Annotated in this window: 12 protein-coding genes and 1 pseudogene; 5 read left to right on the top strand and 8 right to left on the bottom strand. The window is 63.5% G+C overall.

Annotated elements, in window-relative coordinates; genetic code table 11:
• Positions 1 to 16 precede the first annotated feature (16 nt).
• From CAL24_RS22300 to CAL24_RS22275, 6 genes are all read right to left on the bottom strand, one after another.
• Complete coding sequence (locus tag CAL24_RS22300; RefSeq protein WP_094807963.1) at positions 17 to 1,264, bottom strand: Zn-dependent hydrolase; 1,248 nt, start codon at positions 1,262 to 1,264, stop codon at positions 17 to 19.
• Between the two features lie 34 nt (positions 1,265 to 1,298).
• The gene (locus CAL24_RS22295) at positions 1,299 to 1,997 is read right to left on the bottom strand and encodes an ABC transporter ATP-binding protein (RefSeq protein WP_094807962.1); all 699 of its coding nucleotides are present in this window, start codon (positions 1,995 to 1,997) and stop codon (positions 1,299 to 1,301) included.
• On the bottom strand, positions 1,994 to 2,770 hold the full coding sequence (locus tag CAL24_RS22290) for an ABC transporter ATP-binding protein (protein WP_094807961.1): 777 nt from the start codon (positions 2,768 to 2,770) through the stop codon (positions 1,994 to 1,996). Before CAL24_RS22290 ends, CAL24_RS22295 begins: the two co-directional genes overlap by 4 nt.
• Positions 2,767 to 3,750 carry a branched-chain amino acid ABC transporter permease gene (locus CAL24_RS22285; protein WP_051439502.1) on the bottom strand — a complete coding sequence of 328 codons (984 nt, stop codon included), beginning with the start codon at positions 3,748 to 3,750 and terminating at the stop codon, positions 2,767 to 2,769. Before CAL24_RS22285 ends, CAL24_RS22290 begins: the two co-directional genes overlap by 4 nt.
• Complete coding sequence (locus CAL24_RS22280) at positions 3,747 to 4,604, bottom strand: branched-chain amino acid ABC transporter permease (RefSeq protein WP_094807960.1); 858 nt, start codon at positions 4,602 to 4,604, stop codon at positions 3,747 to 3,749. The genes CAL24_RS22285 and CAL24_RS22280 overlap by 4 nt, the downstream gene beginning before the upstream one ends.
• Positions 4,605 to 4,666: 62 nt before the next feature.
• A complete protein-coding gene (locus tag CAL24_RS22275) occupies positions 4,667 to 5,866 on the bottom strand; it encodes an ABC transporter substrate-binding protein (protein ID WP_028355234.1) in 1,200 nt (399 codons plus the stop codon).
• A gap of 224 nt (positions 5,867 to 6,090) precedes the next feature.
• Here CAL24_RS22275 and CAL24_RS22270 point away from each other — a divergent pair, with 224 nt between their 5' ends.
• The 4 genes from CAL24_RS22270 (at position 6,091) to CAL24_RS24090 (ending at position 11,079) form a co-directional block, all read left to right on the top strand.
• Entirely contained in the window at positions 6,091 to 6,906 is an 816-nt protein-coding gene (locus CAL24_RS22270) for a FadR/GntR family transcriptional regulator (RefSeq protein ID WP_028355233.1), read from the top strand.
• A gap of 58 nt (positions 6,907 to 6,964) precedes the next feature.
• Positions 6,965 to 8,671 carry a mechanosensitive ion channel family protein gene (locus CAL24_RS22265; RefSeq protein WP_141218107.1) on the top strand — a complete coding sequence of 569 codons (1,707 nt, stop codon included), beginning with the start codon at positions 6,965 to 6,967 and terminating at the stop codon, positions 8,669 to 8,671.
• A gap of 472 nt (positions 8,672 to 9,143) precedes the next feature.
• Entirely contained in the window at positions 9,144 to 10,415 is a 1,272-nt protein-coding gene (locus tag CAL24_RS22260; protein ID WP_141218112.1) for an IS256 family transposase, read from the top strand.
• A 103-nt stretch (positions 10,416 to 10,518) separates the two neighbouring features.
• The gene (locus tag CAL24_RS24090) at positions 10,519 to 11,079 is read left to right on the top strand and encodes a hypothetical protein (RefSeq protein ID WP_141218105.1); all 561 of its coding nucleotides are present in this window, start codon (positions 10,519 to 10,521) and stop codon (positions 11,077 to 11,079) included.
• Between the two features lie 846 nt (positions 11,080 to 11,925).
• Here CAL24_RS24090 and CAL24_RS22255 read toward each other — a convergent pair.
• Complete coding sequence (locus CAL24_RS22255) at positions 11,926 to 13,344, bottom strand: PLP-dependent aminotransferase family protein (RefSeq protein WP_094807958.1); 1,419 nt, start codon at positions 13,342 to 13,344, stop codon at positions 11,926 to 11,928.
• 157 nt (positions 13,345 to 13,501) lie between these two features.
• Here CAL24_RS22255 and CAL24_RS22250 point away from each other — a divergent pair, with 157 nt between their 5' ends.
• The gene (locus tag CAL24_RS22250) at positions 13,502 to 13,948 is read left to right on the top strand and encodes a carboxymuconolactone decarboxylase family protein (protein WP_094807957.1); all 447 of its coding nucleotides are present in this window, start codon (positions 13,502 to 13,504) and stop codon (positions 13,946 to 13,948) included.
• A 153-nt stretch (positions 13,949 to 14,101) separates the two neighbouring features.
• Here the strand turns inward: CAL24_RS22250 and CAL24_RS22245 are convergent.
• Positions 14,102 to 14,718 (bottom strand): annotated as a pseudogene (locus CAL24_RS22245) (tyrosine-type recombinase/integrase).
• Between the last annotated feature and the right edge of the window lie 349 nt (positions 14,719 to 15,067).

Here is a 15,067-nt window from a genome sequence, read left to right as displayed (position 1 = left end):
ATGCTTCCAGTGGGCGCTACGCGGCGCGGCGCAGCATGGCGTGCAGCAGGACATTGCAGCCTGCCTCCAGGTGGTCGGGGCGGGCGTCCTCGATCTCGTTGTGGCTGATGCCGTCCTTGCAGGGCACGAAGATCATGGCGGTGGGCGCCACGCGCGCCATGTAGACGGCGTCGTGGCCGGCGCCGCTGATGACGTCCATGGCCGACAGGCCCAGCGCCGCGGCGCCGTCGCGCACCGCGCCGACCAGGGCCGGGTCGAACGGCTGCGGCGGGAAGTACACCACTTGTTCGACCTGCACGTCGAGCCCTTGGGCCGCCGCCGCGCAGCCGTCGCGCAGCGCGCGGTCCATGGCCGACAGGGTGGCGTCGTCGGCCGCGCGCATATCCACGGTCAGGCGCACGCGGCCGGGGATCACGTTGCGCGAGTTGGGGTAGTTCTCGACCCAGCCCACGGTGCCGCGCCCGTGCGGCGCGTGGTCGAGCGCAATGCGGTTGACCAGGCGGACCAGCTCGGCGGCCCCCAGCAGCGCATCGCGGCGCAGCTCCATGGGCGTGGGGCCGGCGTGGGCCTCCATGCCGGTGACCGTGATGTCGTACCAGCGCTGGCCCAGCGCGCCCTGGACCACGCCGATGACCGTGTCGTGGGCTTCCAGCACCGGGCCCTGCTCGATGTGCGCCTCGAAGTAGGCGCCCACCGCGGTCTGCCCGGCCGGCTCGCTGCCGGCGTAGCCGATGGCGCGCAGCGCGTCGCCCACCGAGGTGCCGTCGCGGTCGCGCTGGGCCAGCGCGTGTTCCAGCGTGAACGCGCCGGCGAACACGCCGGAGCCCATCATCACCGGCACGAAACGCGAGCCTTCTTCGTTGGTCCAGACCGCCACCTCCAGCGGCGCCTCGGTGACGATGCCGTGGTCGTGCAGGGTGCGCAGCACCTCGATGCCGGCCAGCACGCCGAAGTTGCCGTCGAACTTGCCGCCGGTCGGCTGCGTGTCCAGGTGGCTGCCGGTCATCACCGGCGGCAGGTCGTCGCGGCGGCCGGGGCGGCGCATGAATATGTTGCCGATGGCGTCCACCCGCACCGCGCAGCCCAGTTCGCGGGCCCAGGACACGACCAGGTCGCGGCCCTGGCGGTCCAGGTCGGTCAGCGCCAGCCGGCACACGCCGCCTTTGTCGGTGGCGCCGATGCGGGCCAGCTCCATCAGGGAATCCCACAGGCGCCGGCCGTCGATGCGCAGCGCGGCGGTGGCGGAAGTTTGGCGCGTGTCCATGATTGCTCCTAATAATGTGACGGGCCCGCAGGCCCTAGACGCCCACGCTCAGATAGCGGTCCTTGATGGCGTCGTCGCGCCGGAAGGCTTCGTTGTCGCCTTCGAACACGATGGTGCCCTGCTCAATAATGTAGTGCCGGTCGGCCAATTGCGTGCAGACCTCCAGGTTCTGCTCCACCAGCAGAATGGCGATGCCCTGCTGGCGGATCAGCTTGAGCTGCGCGACGATCTCCTCGACGATGACCGGCGCCAGGCCTTCCACCGGTTCGTCCAGCATCAGCAGGCGCGGGTGGTTCATCAGGGCGCGGCCGATCGACAGCATCTGCTGTTCGCCGCCCGACAATTGCCCGCCGCCGTTGCGGCGCCGCTCTTTCAGGCGCGGGAAGATGCGGTAGATGTCGTCCAGCTGCCACGGCGAGTCGCGGCGCGCGGCCAGCTTCAGGTTCTCTTCCACCGTCAGCAGCTTGAAAATGCCGCGATGCTCGGGCACCAGGCACACGCCGCCCGCCGCCACCTTGTGGGCCGGCAGGCCGCCGATGGCCCGGTCGCGGAAGGTGATGGCGCCCTGGGTCGGCGCCAGCAGGCCGGCGATGGTCTTGAGCGTGGTGGATTTGCCCGCGCCATTGCGGCCCAGCAGCGTCACCAGCTCGCCTTCGCCCACCGACATCGTCACGCCCTGCAGGATGTGGCTCTTGCCGTAGCAGCTGTGCACCTGTTCCAGTCGCAGCGTCATTGGCCGCCTCCGGTGATCATGTTGCCCAGGTACGCGGCCCGCACCCGGGGATCGTTGCGGATCTCGCCGGGCTTGCCCTCGACCAGCACGCGGCCCTGCTGCATCACCGTCACCGTGTCGGAGATATCCATCACGATGTTCATGTTGTGCTCGATCAGCACCACCGTGTAGTCGGCCGCCAGCGCGCGGATCAACTGCTTCATGTCGTCCAGGTCGTCGATGCCCATGCCGGAGGTGGGCTCGTCCAGGAAGATCGCCTGGGGCCGCGCCGCCAGCGCCATGCCGACCTCCAGCCGGCGCTGCTGGCCGTGCGACAGCGCCGCCGCGGCGCTGTCGGCGCGCCGCTGCAGGCCCAGCTTTTCCAGGATGCCGTCGACCAGTTCGGCATGCGCGCGCGGGCCGTCCGGGCGGCGCCAGGCGTCGAAGGCGCCGGACGGGTGCGCGCCCTGCACGGCCAGCCGCAGGTTCTCGCGCACGCTCAGGTTATTGAACAGGCTGGTCACCTGGAACGAGCGGGCGATGCCGTGGCGCACTCGCACGTGGTCCGGCGCATGGGTGACGTCGCGGCCGTTGAAGACGATGCGGCCCTCGCTGACCGGCACGGTGCCGGTCAGCATGTGGAACAGCGTGGTCTTGCCGGCGCCGTTGGGGCCGATCACCGAATGCACGGTGCGCGGCAGCACGGCCAGATCCACGCCCGCCAGCGCGGTGAACTTGCCGTAGCGCTTGACCACGCCGGTGGCTTGCAGAATGGGCGGGACGGCGCGGCTCACGATTCGGCCCCCTCGGCCCGCGCGGCGCCGTCGCGCCGCAACGCCTGCCACAGGCGCACGCCCAGGCCCCACAGCCCCTTGTGCATGAACAGGCTCACCGCGATCAGCAGCATGCCCAGCAGCAACAGCCAGCGCGGCCACAGCGCCGACAGCCAGTCGGCCATCAGCACGTAGAACGCCGCGCCCAGCAGCGAGGCGAACAGGTTGCCGGTGCCGCCGATGACCGTCATGACCAGGATCATCTCGCTGGCGTGGTATTCGATATTCGACAGTGGCGCGATGCCCGTCATCAGGGCATGGAAGGCGCCGGCCAGCGCGGTCACCGCGCCCGACAGCGCGAACACCGCCAGCTTGAACAGGCGCGTGTTGTAGCCCACCGCCATGGCGCGCGCCTCGTTCTCGCGGATGGCCAGCAGCGTGCGGCCGAACACCGAATCGGTCACCCGCTGCAGCAGCCAGAACACCAGCAGGAAGCAGATCGCCACGAAACCGTAGAACTGCCAGGGCGAATCCAGCGGCATCAGCGTCAGGCCCAGCAGCGACGGCGCCGGCCGGGGAATATCGAGCAGACCGTTGTCGCCGCCGGTCCAGTCGGGCAGGCTGTACGCCAGGAAGTAGAACATCTGCGCGAAGGCCAGCGTCAGCATCACGAAATACGCGCCGCGCTGGCGGATCGCGAACCAGCCCACCGCGGCGGCCACCAGCGCGCCGGCCACAATCGTCAGCAGCAGGGTGGGCAGCAGCGGCAGGCCGGTGCGCGTCAGCAGGATGCCGGCGGCGTAGCTGCCAATGCCGAAGAAAATCCCCTGGCCGAAGGACAGCAGGCCGGTATAGCCCAGCAGCAGGTTGCAGCCCAGCACCGCCAGGGCGTAGATCAGCACTTCGGTGGCCAGCGAGCCGGACGTCATGACCAGCGGCAGGGCCAGCGTCACGGCCGCCGCCAGCAGCAGGGTGAGGTGTCGCGCGAGCCAGTCCATCATCCTCTCCCCAGCAGGCCATGCGGACGCAGCAGCAGCACGGCGGCCATGGCGATGTAGATCATCAGGCGCGCGCCTTCCGGCCACAGCGTGCTCATCACGCTCTGCACCACGCCGATCAGCAGGCCGCCGATCAGCGCACCGCCGAAACTGCCCATGCCGCCCACCACCACGATGACGAACGCGATGCCCAGTGCCTCCAGCGCCATGAACGGGTCGACGCCGCGCACCGGCGCGGCCAGCACTCCGGCCAGCGCCGCGGTGGCCGCGCCCAGCGCGAACACCAGGCTGAACACGCGGAACACATTGATGCCCAGCAGCGACACCATCTCGGTCGACTCGCTGCCGGCGCGCACCGCGCTGCCCAGGCGCGTGCCTTCCAGCACCCACCACAACAGCAGCGCGAACACCGCCGTGAAACCGATCAGGAACAGCCGGTACTTGGGATAGATGAAGCCGCCCCACATCACCACGCCCTGCAGGCCGGCGGGGGTGGCGACGTTGTCGCCCAGCGGCCCCCACACCAGGATGACCGCCTCTTGCAACACCAGCGCCAGTCCGACCGTGATGAGAATGTGGAACTCGTGCGGCTGGTCGTACACGTGCCGCAGCAGGATGCGCTCGGCCAGCCAGCCCAGCAGGCCGACGATCACCGGCACGACCGCCAGCGCGACCCAGAAATTCAGGCCCCAGGCCAGCGCCTGGAAGCAGAAGTAGGCGCCCAGCAGGTAGAACGCGCCGTGCGCGAAATTGACGAAGCGCAGCAGCCCGAAAACAATGGACAGCCCCACGGCCAGCAGGAAGTACAGCATCCCGATGCCGAGGCCGTTGATGATCTGCAGCAGGTAGACATTCATGGGCGAGGCGGGCGCTCCCGGTCGAGGAAAGGCGCGGCGGCCGGCGGCCGCCGCGGGCGGGATCAGAGCTTGCAGCCCGTCTGCTCGACCGGCAGGAACGACTTGCCGAAGCTCAGGATGTCGGCATAGTCGTCGGCCGCCTTCATGGCCGCCTTGGCCTTGCCCTTGAGCAAGTAATAGTTCTTCAGCACCTGGTGATCCCCCTGGCGGATCTCCTCCGGCCCGGTCAGGCCGTCGTACTGCATGCCTTCCATCACGGCGACCACCTTGGCCGGGTCGTCGGTGCCGGCCTTGATGATGGCGTCGATCAGGATCTTGGTGCAGATGTACGAGCCGGCCAGGCTGTAGTTGGGGTTGGCCTTGAACTTGTCGGCGCAGCGCTTGACCAGCTCATGGTTGAGCGGCGCGTCGATGGCATGCCAGTACTGCGCGCCAAAATACACCCCCTCGCACAGGTCGGCGCCGAGCGACTCGAACTGCTCCAGGCCAGAGGCCCAGGCCATCAGGATGGTGGTGTTCTGCTTCATGCCGAAATTGGCCGCCTGCCGCAGCGCGTCGGACGACTGCGAGCCGAAGTTCAGCAGCAGCAGCACGTCCGGCCGGGCCGCCATGGCGTTGGTCAGGTAGCCGCTGAACTCTTTCTCGGTCAGCGAGTGGTAGCTGTTGCCGACGTGCTCGATGCCCTTTTCCTCGAAAATGCGCTTGGCGGCCGACAGCAGGCCGTCGCCGAACACATACTGGGGCGTGATGGTGTACCAGCGCTTGGCCTGGGGCAGGGACTCGATCAGCGGGCGCACCGTGCGCTCGATGGCGCCATAGGTCGGCACCGACCAGCGGAACGTGGCGCGGTTGCAGTCCTTGCCGGTGATCTCGTCGGCGCCGGCGGTGGTGATGAAGACCCCGCCGGTTTTTTCCACCTGCTTGCCCATGCCCAGCGACTCGGACGAGAGGATGCCGCCGGCGAAGAACCGCGCGCCTTTCTGCTGCGCCAGTTCCTGCACCTTGCGCACCGCCGTGGCCGGCTTGCCTTCCGTGTCCAGCAGCGTATAGGCCAGCGGCCGCCCCAGCGCCTTGCCGTACTGTTCGATGGCGAGCTTCATGCCCAGGTCGGCGTACTTGCCGTTGGCCGCGAACGGGCCCGACATCGGCACCGGACAGCCGAACTGGATCGGCCCGGCATCCTGCGCGAAAACGCTGCGGCCGGCCAGCGACCCGGGCAGGGCCGACGCGGCGGCCAGCTTCAAGAGATCACGACGCTTCAAGGCATTCTCCTTGCGGCGCGCCCGTGGGGCGCGCATGGAACAGCGGTGGATCAGCACGGCCGGCGCGGCCGCCGCTCGCCGGGGCGAGACACGAGTCTATTTATCATGATAAATAGGATGAAATCGATCATATCGGCAGGCAAATTTGCGCGTCAATACGAGGGGCATCAGGTATAACCCTTGGCTGCCCGCGCAGCCGGGCCGCATCGACCACAGGAGACAACATGACGCGCCAACCGGACATCTCGGGCCTGGGCCTCGCGATCGGCAAGCCCAAGCGCGGCGACCTGGTCGCCGAGGAGATCAAGCGCCTGATCACCGAGCGCGACCTCAAGCCGGGCGACCGCCTGCCGCGCGAAGGCGAGCTGCAGCAGCTGTTCTCGGTCAGCAAGAGCACCATCCGCGAAGCGCTGAAGTCGCTGGAAGTGCAGGGCCTGATCAAGATCAGCACCGGCCCGTCGGGCGGCGGGCAGATCGTCGAGGTGCCGCTGAACCGCACCTTCCAGCTGATGCAGAACTACCTGTTCTTCAAGGAAGTGACCATCGACGACATCTACACCGCGCGCAAGCTGCTCGAACCGGAGCTGGCGGCGGGCGCTGTGCCGCACCTGACCGAAGCCGACTTCGAGGCGCTGGAACACAGCATCGATTGTTGCGACCCGTCGTCCGGCAAGACCCGCGACGTGGTCGCGCAGCGCACCGAAGACCTGAATTTCCACGACATCCTGGCGGCCGCCAACCCCAATTCCTTCCTGCGCTTCACCTGCCAGATGATCAACGAAATGCTGCGGCAGCTGACGGTGTTCGAGAACGACACGCCCACCCGCACCCAGCGGCGCTTCGGCGACGCGAACGCCCGCGTCCACAAGGCCATCGTGGCCGCCGCGCGGGCGCGCGACGCGGAGCAGGTGCGCAAGCTGATGGCCGAGCACATGCAGGAGGCGTCGGGCTTCGTCAAGCAGCTCAATGGCAAGCTGCAGGGGCGGCTGATACTGGATTCGGAAATGTCGCGGCGCGCGCCGGCGCGACGGCCGAAATAAGCCGGCCGGTAGAATGTGCGCCAACGACCAGCGCGGCCGATAAAAGAGGGGAGCCAGGGTGATCAGTCTGAAGAGGTGCCGCGAGGCAATGGCGGGCGCATTGTCGGCTGTGTGTATCTTGCTGTGCGTACAGTTGGCGGCGGTTTCGTCCGCGCTGGCGGAAGACGCAAACCCGCTCGCCCCTGTCAACCGGGCCAGCCCCAGCGAAACGTATCAGTCCCTGGTCGCCGGCGCGAAGCGCCTTGAAGATCTGTACACGGGCTATACGGCCGACAAGAGCTTCGCCAAGCTTCACGAGATCCGGTATCAGTTCAACCGCCTGCGCGGCCTCCTGGACTTGAGCGCCGTGCCATCGGCCAACCGGGTCAAGGTCGGCAACGCGGCGCTTACCTACCTTTCCGACATTCTCGTCCGGCTGCCGCCCATCGACCCAGGCTCGATCCCCGGCGCCGCCGCCAGCGAAAAACCGCTGCCCGCCCGCTGGACCATTCCCGGCACCGATATCCAGATCGCCCGTGTCGAGAGCGGCCCGAATGCGGGCGAATATCTCTTCACCGCCGAGAGCATCGCGAATCTCGCCGAGTATTACCGGCGGGTGCGGGACCTGCCGGTGCTTCAGCCGCGGCACTATACCTGGTTCCACCGGGAGCACATCAATGCTACGGGGCCGCTCATTCCGGACTGGCTTACCAGCGCGATCCCGGAATCCCTGAAGGTGGTCTACCTCAATACGCCGGTCTGGAAGATCATCGCCATCGGCTGCGTGGTGGTCCTGATGCTGGCGGTGGCTTATATCTGGGCCCGGGTGGTCCGGGTCCAGTCGCGGCGCGGCAGCGAGGTACGGAAACTGGCCTGGCGTTTCACGCTGCCGGCCCTGCTGCTGGCGATCTACTTCTTCAGCGACTGGTTCGTCATCGCCCACATCAATCCGGCCGGTCACTTCGCGACCGGCGAGAGCCTGCTTTCGACGGCGGCGTTCTACGGGGTGGCCGCCTGGGCGGTATGGATCGGCTGCTTCCTGGTGGCCGAAGCCGTCATCAATACCCCGCGCATTGCCGGAAACAGCCTGGATACGCACCTGGTCCGGCTCGCCGCGCGCATCGCCGCCATCGGTTCGGCGGGGGGCATGCTGATCTACGGCGCCAATGAGGTGGGCATACCCGCCTTCGGCCTCATCGCCGGCATCGGTGTCGGCGGTTTCGCGCTGGCATTGGCTGCCCAGTCGACCATCGAGAACCTGTTCGGCGGCGTGGCGCTGTTCGCGGACAGGCCGTTCCGCATCGGCGACGTCATCAGCTTCGGCGGCGAGCGCGGGTCAGTGGAAATGGTCGGCACCCGCTCCAGCCGCATCCGCGCCCTCGATGGGACGCTTGTCACCGTGCCGAACAGCGACCTTGCCAAGATGAAGATCGTGAACTTCACCAGGCGCAATAAATGCCTGTTCGTGCACACGCTGGCTTTGCACGTGGATACCCCGGCCGACCGGATCCGCTTGCTGCTGCAGCGCATGCGCGACCTGGTGGCCGCCGAGGAGATGGTCGAGAAATCAGACGGCTGGCCGCGCGTCCGTTGCGTCGGCGTCGCCATCGGGCGCATCGAGGTGGAACTGCGTGCCTATGTGTTGACGACGGACTATACGAAGTTCCTGGCGATACAAGAGAAACTGCTGCTCGGCGTATTCGAACTGGTCGAGGAAATGGACATCCGCTATGCGCCGCCGGTTCTCACCGCCATGCCTGACGCGAAGCCCTTGGTTTCCAGTTGAGGTTTACCTGCGCTGAGCGGCGCTGCGGCGCGGTTATTGCCGGACGGCCTGAGTGCCGGGCACGAGGCGTCGGCTTTGGCGCGGCTTATTGCCCAGTGTCTTGAATATGGCCCGGCAGCCGCAGTCGTAACCGTTTCGTCGCTCGATACTGGCCGGCGGTTGCCGGATATTTTGAGGATGGCGTGCGTGGAGGATGCGGAGGTTCGGGAGCGCGTTGTACGTTCGTGGAGTCGGTAGCCTATAAGAGGCTTCTACTATTTATGCGCGGCTATCGAGATTGATGTCGGCGGGACAAGAAGACTGTAGGCTTGTTGTCTGCTTTCGGCCAGAAGTGGATATTAGCCGCTCTGAGAATTTTTGGGTTTGCGTCAATATGCGAAAGCAGGGAATATCCAATGACCGTGACCGGTTTCTATGGGCCTATCCGGGATTTTGTGTGCGGGGCATATCATGAGGATTGAAGATCATGGATATGCCGATGAAGAAGAAACGTACAGCGGCCGCACAGGCGGCGGCCCGTGGGCCGCTGCCTGAAGTCCCGGCCGAGTTGCTGGATCATCTGGTCAAGGGACCGATGACGCCCAGCGAAGTTCAAGACCTGTTCCTATCCTTCCAGAAGGCAGTGATCGAGCGGACGATGGCCGCGGAGATGAACCTGCATCTGGGCTATCGGCCAGGCGAGGACAAGCCCGAAGGCCAGGCCAACGAGCGCAATGGCTCCAGCGGTAAGACCCTGCTGACCGAGCGCGGCCCAGTGCGCGTCGAGCTGCCCCGTGACCGAGATGGCTCCTTCGCTCCGATCCTGATCCCCAAGCACGAACGGCGTTTTACGGGGTTTGATGACCGGATCATCGCCATGTACGCCCGAGGCATGAGCGTGCGCGAGATCCAGGCATTCCTGGCCGAGAGCTATGGCACCGAGGTTTCGCCAGACTTCATCAGCTCGGTTACCGACGAGGTCATGGCCGAGACGATTGCCTGGCAGAACCGGCCGCTGGAGGCGATGTACCCGGTGGTGTTCTTCGACGCGTTGCGGGTCAAGATCCGCGACGACGGCGGGGTCAGCAACAAGGCGGTGTACCTGGCGCTGGGCGTGCAGGCCGACGGCCAGCGCGACGTGCTGGGCCTGTGGATCGAGCAGACCGAGGGGGCCAAGTTCTGGCTCAAGGTCTTCAACGAACTCAAGACCCGAGGGTGCCAGGACATCCTGATCGCGGTCGTCGACGGCCTGAAGGGCCTGGCCGAGGCCATCGGCACCGCGTTTCCGCGCACGACGGTGCAGACCTGCATCGTGCATCTGATCCGCAATAGCTTGGATTACGCGGGATGGAAGGATCGCAAGGCCGTGGCTGCCGCGCTGCGTCCGATCTACGCAGCCGCCAGCGCGCAGGCTGCCGAGCAGGCGCTACAAGCGTTTGCCGACGGGCCATGGGGGGCAAAGTACCCGATGATCGTCGCCGCCTGGCAGCGGGCCTGGGAGAACGTCACGCCATCCTTCGTCTTCCCGCCTGACATCAGGCGCGTGATTTACACGACCAATGCCATCGAGAGCTTGAACATGCAGCTACGCAAGATCATCAAGACGCGAGGTCACTTCCCGACCGACGAGGCGGCCATCAAGCTGTTGTGGCTGGCGCTGCGCAACGTGCTGTCCAAGTCCGTGAGAGCGACCTTCGACTGGAAAGCCGCCATGAACCAGTTTGCTATCCTCTTCGGAGATCGCTTTACTGCTGCGCGTGGATAACAACTTTTAAAACGCCTCGCCCACAAAAATCCGGACAGGCTCGTTTCTATGTTTATAGACGACCAATGCTCGCGCTCTACGTCCCATTTATAGTTGAACATCAATGCCATTCAGCCACTCATCTCCGTATGCGCAGCTCACTCCTCAGCAGCAAGCCTGCATCGGTCGGTTCGTCACGGAATGGGCAAATGCCGAGTTCTACCTGGGTATATTGCTTGGGAGGTTGCTTGGCACACCTGAGTATCTCGCAAGAACGTACACAGATTTCCTCGGAGCCGTCCAGATACAGCGAGCGATAGCCCAAGCATTAGAAATTCATCATCATCGCTATGGCGACCGTCTCATTCAAGAGGCACTGGCAAAGGAAGTGGCCGGGCTCAGCCGAAGGATCGACAAGCTTAGATCGCTTCGGAACAAGTTCGCACATTACTACTGGATGCGGAATACCGATGATGGAATGTATGGAACTCCTCTCTCAGGAGCAAGCCCTTATGGCAAACGGGGATCTCGCGCTGACATTGAGATCACCATCGCAGAGATCGATCAGGCACATGACGAACTATTCGCAGTCAATTCACGCTTGGAAGAGATCGTAGCGGAAATTCCCGCGGTTCCTGAGGAAACGTACATTGCCACATTCAAGCGTGCACAGACAAATGCCTAAAAATTCAATTATCAAGTTGTCGCCACTTCATGGTTCGACTTAATTCAGGCGTTAACATTGCGATGCATCACCTTAGCGCACCTCGCGACTGGCTGCTTTGGGTCGAAAGCGGCCGCCCACAAATGACGGCTTTCGACCCATAGGAGTCACTCATACAGCGACGCATCTATGCGACGCGAGCTCATGGCATAACACCGTGGCTTCGGGCTCGCTTACAGAAGGGTACTCCGTAACGGCTACAGTGCGCGAAGGGTCGTATGCGTCAGAGCTACTCACGCGGTGGCGACAGGAATAGGAAGGCACCTGAAATCTCTGGTAACATAATCATCGTGCGAAATGCAGCGCCACTGTCCGATGAATCGGGAACATCACTCCGCGACCTGTATAAAAAAATAATGGATGAATGATGCAACCAATTCATCGTCATACCATGAAGGTATGAACGCAATTTGAGCGGATGCAAGTTGCGTGGAAAACATAATAAAAAGCAGGCTGTTTGCACATGTTTTTATAATCCCCTCGCATATGGTTCAAAGCCGGTGCAGCGAAAGCGGCGATCTGTTTCGTATGGCTTATTGAACCTTCGTTTCTTCCGCAATGCGATTGCTTAGTAAATTGCTGACGAGGAGGGATTAGCCCCTCGGCGTCAACGAAAGAATGTCGCCCCTGCATTCAAATAGCGAGATGGTTGCCGAAAAATTCGCTTAGGGCATCTGATCGGTACCCTGAATGAACGACCGAAATTGGCCGTCGGCGGAAGTTCGCCGCTGACCGATGACATCAGTATCGGCGAGAACCAGACTCCGACGCCGCGTGCGTGATGCACAGGAATATGCGGTCTACGGTTTAATGAGATGCGACGATTCTTGCAAGCGTCGCGCATGCGGTGTCTATGTTGTCGCGGTGTAGGTTCGTCACGCTGAGTAGCAAGCCACGTTGCGCGTGAGCGCGGCGAAGGTGCCAAGCGGAGAGCGCCGAAGGCGCGAGGCCATGTGCGCGGGCGATTCGCACCACGGCCATGTCGTCCGCAGTCTGTTGCAGCGGTGCGATCACGCCTAGGCCAGCCGTCCGCGTGTCCGGCAAAAACCTGCTCACGTGCATTAGCGCGAGGTTGCGGCGCTCGGTATAGAGAGCCTTCATCTGCCGCAGGTGTCGCAGGAAGTGCCCATTGGATAGAAACTCCGTAACAGCCAACTGCGTAGTCCGGTTCGGAGCCGGGGCCAACACGGCGGCGACCTCGACCAGACGTTCCGCCAACGAACGCGGCGCGACGACGAAGCCGAGGCCAAGCGCCGGGCTGAGCGTTTTGCTGAACGACCCGATGTGAATCACGCGCTCGGCGCCTGCGCCTGAGGCAAGGGCTGGTGCCGCCCGACCGTCGAGCTGGAGTTCGCCGAGATAGTCATCTTCAATGATCCAGGCGTCATTTGACGCCGCCCAATCGAGCAAAGCGCTTCTTCGTGCGCGCGACAGGGTCACACCTAGCGGCGCGTGTTGGCCTGGGGTGACCAGTGCCAGCATGGCGTCTGGCGCTCGGGCAATGCCATCTTCCACGCGCAACCCCTCGGCGTCAACGGGCACGGGTTCGAGCGCGGCGCCGATCAGCTCGAGCCCGCGTCTTCCCAGCGGATAACCCGGATCTTCGATCCACACCTGGCGTCCGTGAGCACGTAGCGCAGTCAGGGCAAGAAGCAGGCCCTGACGGTATCCACCGGTGACGATGATTTGATCAGGCTGGCATTGCATTTGTCGGCTAATGGCAAGGTGGCTCGCGATCTGGGCCCGCAGCATAGGTTCGCCTCGCGGGTCAGGGTAGGCCGTGTCAGTGATGGCGTCGTCGCGTACGGCTCGCGCTCGCATACGGGCCCAGAGCTTGGCCGGAAACGCGTCGTGAGCTGGTACGCCCATTTGGAACGGCAGTGGGGAGCTCGAAAATGGACGGGTGAAAGCCGCCAGAGGCCGGTCGATTGGCACGTCGTCGACCGCTTCGATGGTGGGCGGTCGAGCACATACGCGCGTTCCTGCGGGTCCGGCACCGAATACCAGGTTCTCGGCGATTAGGCGATCGTAAGCCACGCGGATGGTGCCGCGCGCGACGCCAAGCTGCGCGGCGAGGTCCCGACCGGAAGGCAAACGCTGTCCCGGCGCAAGCCGGCCGTCGAGGATGGCCTGTCGGAGGCTCGCATGGATCTGGTCGCCGATTGGCGCGACGGCGGCTCGGTCCACCTGGATGGATAGCACATTTAACGTGTTTGGGTCAGTCATCTTGGGCCAGTCGTTTCGGCAGTTTTTGGGCCTATTTTTCCAATACCCGGTGGAGTAACGTTTGGTTATGACATGGATCGCGGCCGAAGTCGATAGGCGACCCCCGGGGCGCGCCGGCCGCGATCCTACGCATCATCAACGACAGGAAAGGACTGTGATGACCCGCTTGAACTGGCAAGAGATCGCACCTGAAGGCGCGAAGGCACTTTTCGGTATCCACCACTACGTCACGAAGAAGACAAACCTCCCTGAGGAACTCGTGCACCTCGTGTTCCTCCGCGTTTCGCAAATCAACGGCTGCGCACACTGCATCGACATGCACAGTCGCGATCTCAGAAAAACCATGTCGATTGACAAGATCAACTTGGTACCAGTATGGGACGAGGTGCACCATCTATTCTCTGAGCAGGAGTGCGCCGCGCTGGCCTGGGCTGAGGAGGTGACCCGTGTCAGCGAGACGCACGCCTCTGATGAGGCGTATGCCGCTGCCTCGGCACAATTCACGCCAAAGGATTTGGTTGACCTCACGATCACGATCGCGGCAATGAACGCGTTCAATCGACTGGGAGCGCCATTTCGGCTTCCTGTCGCTGCCCAGTCGTGATCTGTTCTCCGCACGCAGATTGGAAGTGATGCTTCACGGCGACCCGAAGATTGCGGAGCCCTACGCGTGGATGATGCAATCGAGGCTGAGCCGCGCGAAGCGCAACAGTGGATCGGAAACCGCCTGAGAGCGTCTGCTTCTGGCCGGGATGCATCAAACTTCCGTTTGCTCCGCCATCTCAAGAGCATCGCCGACCTCGATGCCGAGATAGCGAACAGTGCTTTCCAGCTTCGTATGCCCGAGTAGCAGCTGTACTGCTCGAAGATTCTTCGTCCGACGGTAGATCAGCGAGGCTTTTGTACGGCGCATAGTGTTGCGGTATCGTCGAGTCCAATCGATGCGACCCAGCGATGCACAATCCGGGCGTACTGCCGCGTCGACAGATGCGGCGATGCATGCAACCGGCTGGGAAACAGAAAGTCCGCCGCCTTTAGGCCTCGCACATCAATCCACGCTTCAAGGCTCTCACGAGTTTGCTCCGTGATCTCGAATTGGAGCGGACGCTGGGTCTTTTGTTGCATGATGGTGGCTCTCGCGGCCAGGTGGCTTCCGTGACGGACGTCCTGCACTTGCAATCGCGTGAGATCGCAAGCTCGAAGTTTGCCATCGATTGCAAGATTGAACATCGCGAGTTCCCGGATGTTCGATGCCGTCTGAAGTCTCGTTCGGATTGCCCAAATTTCTCGGAGCTTTAGGGGTGGCTTCTGTCCAGTGAGTTTTCCCTTGTTCCAGGGCACACGACGGTCGACGGCGGCATTGTTGGATTCCATGGCAATCTCCTTTCAAGTAAAGGGATATTCAGTGTGCTCCTACGGAGGGGCGCTATCCGACCCTGTGCAGCCGGTCAGCGAAAGCAGCGGTATTGAGCCGTCTATCCGACCCACTGTAGACATTCTCTAAAGCTGCAATCACGCACTTGTCGAGTGCATTGCCTTGTTAGCTTCTTGGTTTAATGTATTTTGGCAATTTCGCGGGATACATCTTCTTTAGCCCTTCCAGAGCCATTTCATGGCTCTCAAAGACTTTCGGCTTCAAGTTAATTTTTCCGCTTTCGATCACATAAAGATAAACGGAATTCCCTATTGACGAATCCAGCAACTCCTTCGCTATAGTAAGGGC

This window comes from Bordetella genomosp. 2, from assembly GCF_002261345.1.
In the GTDB taxonomy this organism is placed as follows: Bacteria; Pseudomonadota; Gammaproteobacteria; order Burkholderiales; family Burkholderiaceae_B; genus Bordetella_A.
The sequence above is the reverse complement of the archived record's forward strand: the minus strand, read 5'-3'. Positions and strand labels throughout refer to the sequence as shown.

Excerpts from the sequence above, each read along its gene's own strand:
- CAL24_RS22285 (WP_051439502.1), bottom strand. The coding sequence starts at position 3,750 with ATGATGGACTGGCTCGCGCGACACCTCACCCTGCTGCTGGCGGCGGCC.
- CAL24_RS22260 (WP_141218112.1), top strand. The coding sequence starts at position 9,144 with ATGCCGATGAAGAAGAAACGTACAGCGGCCGCACAGGCGGCGGCCCGT.
- CAL24_RS22280 (WP_094807960.1), bottom strand. The coding sequence starts at position 4,604 with ATGAATGTCTACCTGCTGCAGATCATCAACGGCCTCGGCATCGGGATG.
- CAL24_RS24090 (WP_141218105.1), top strand. The coding sequence starts at position 10,519 with ATGCCATTCAGCCACTCATCTCCGTATGCGCAGCTCACTCCTCAGCAG.
- CAL24_RS22270 (WP_028355233.1), top strand. The coding sequence starts at position 6,091 with ATGACGCGCCAACCGGACATCTCGGGCCTGGGCCTCGCGATCGGCAAG.
- CAL24_RS22255 (WP_094807958.1), bottom strand. The coding sequence starts at position 13,344 with ATGACTGACCCAAACACGTTAAATGTGCTATCCATCCAGGTGGACCGA.
- CAL24_RS22295 (WP_094807962.1), bottom strand. The coding sequence starts at position 1,997 with ATGACGCTGCGACTGGAACAGGTGCACAGCTGCTACGGCAAGAGCCAC.
- CAL24_RS22300 (WP_094807963.1), bottom strand. The coding sequence starts at position 1,264 with ATGGACACGCGCCAAACTTCCGCCACCGCCGCGCTGCGCATCGACGGC.
- CAL24_RS22250 (WP_094807957.1), top strand. The coding sequence starts at position 13,502 with ATGACCCGCTTGAACTGGCAAGAGATCGCACCTGAAGGCGCGAAGGCA.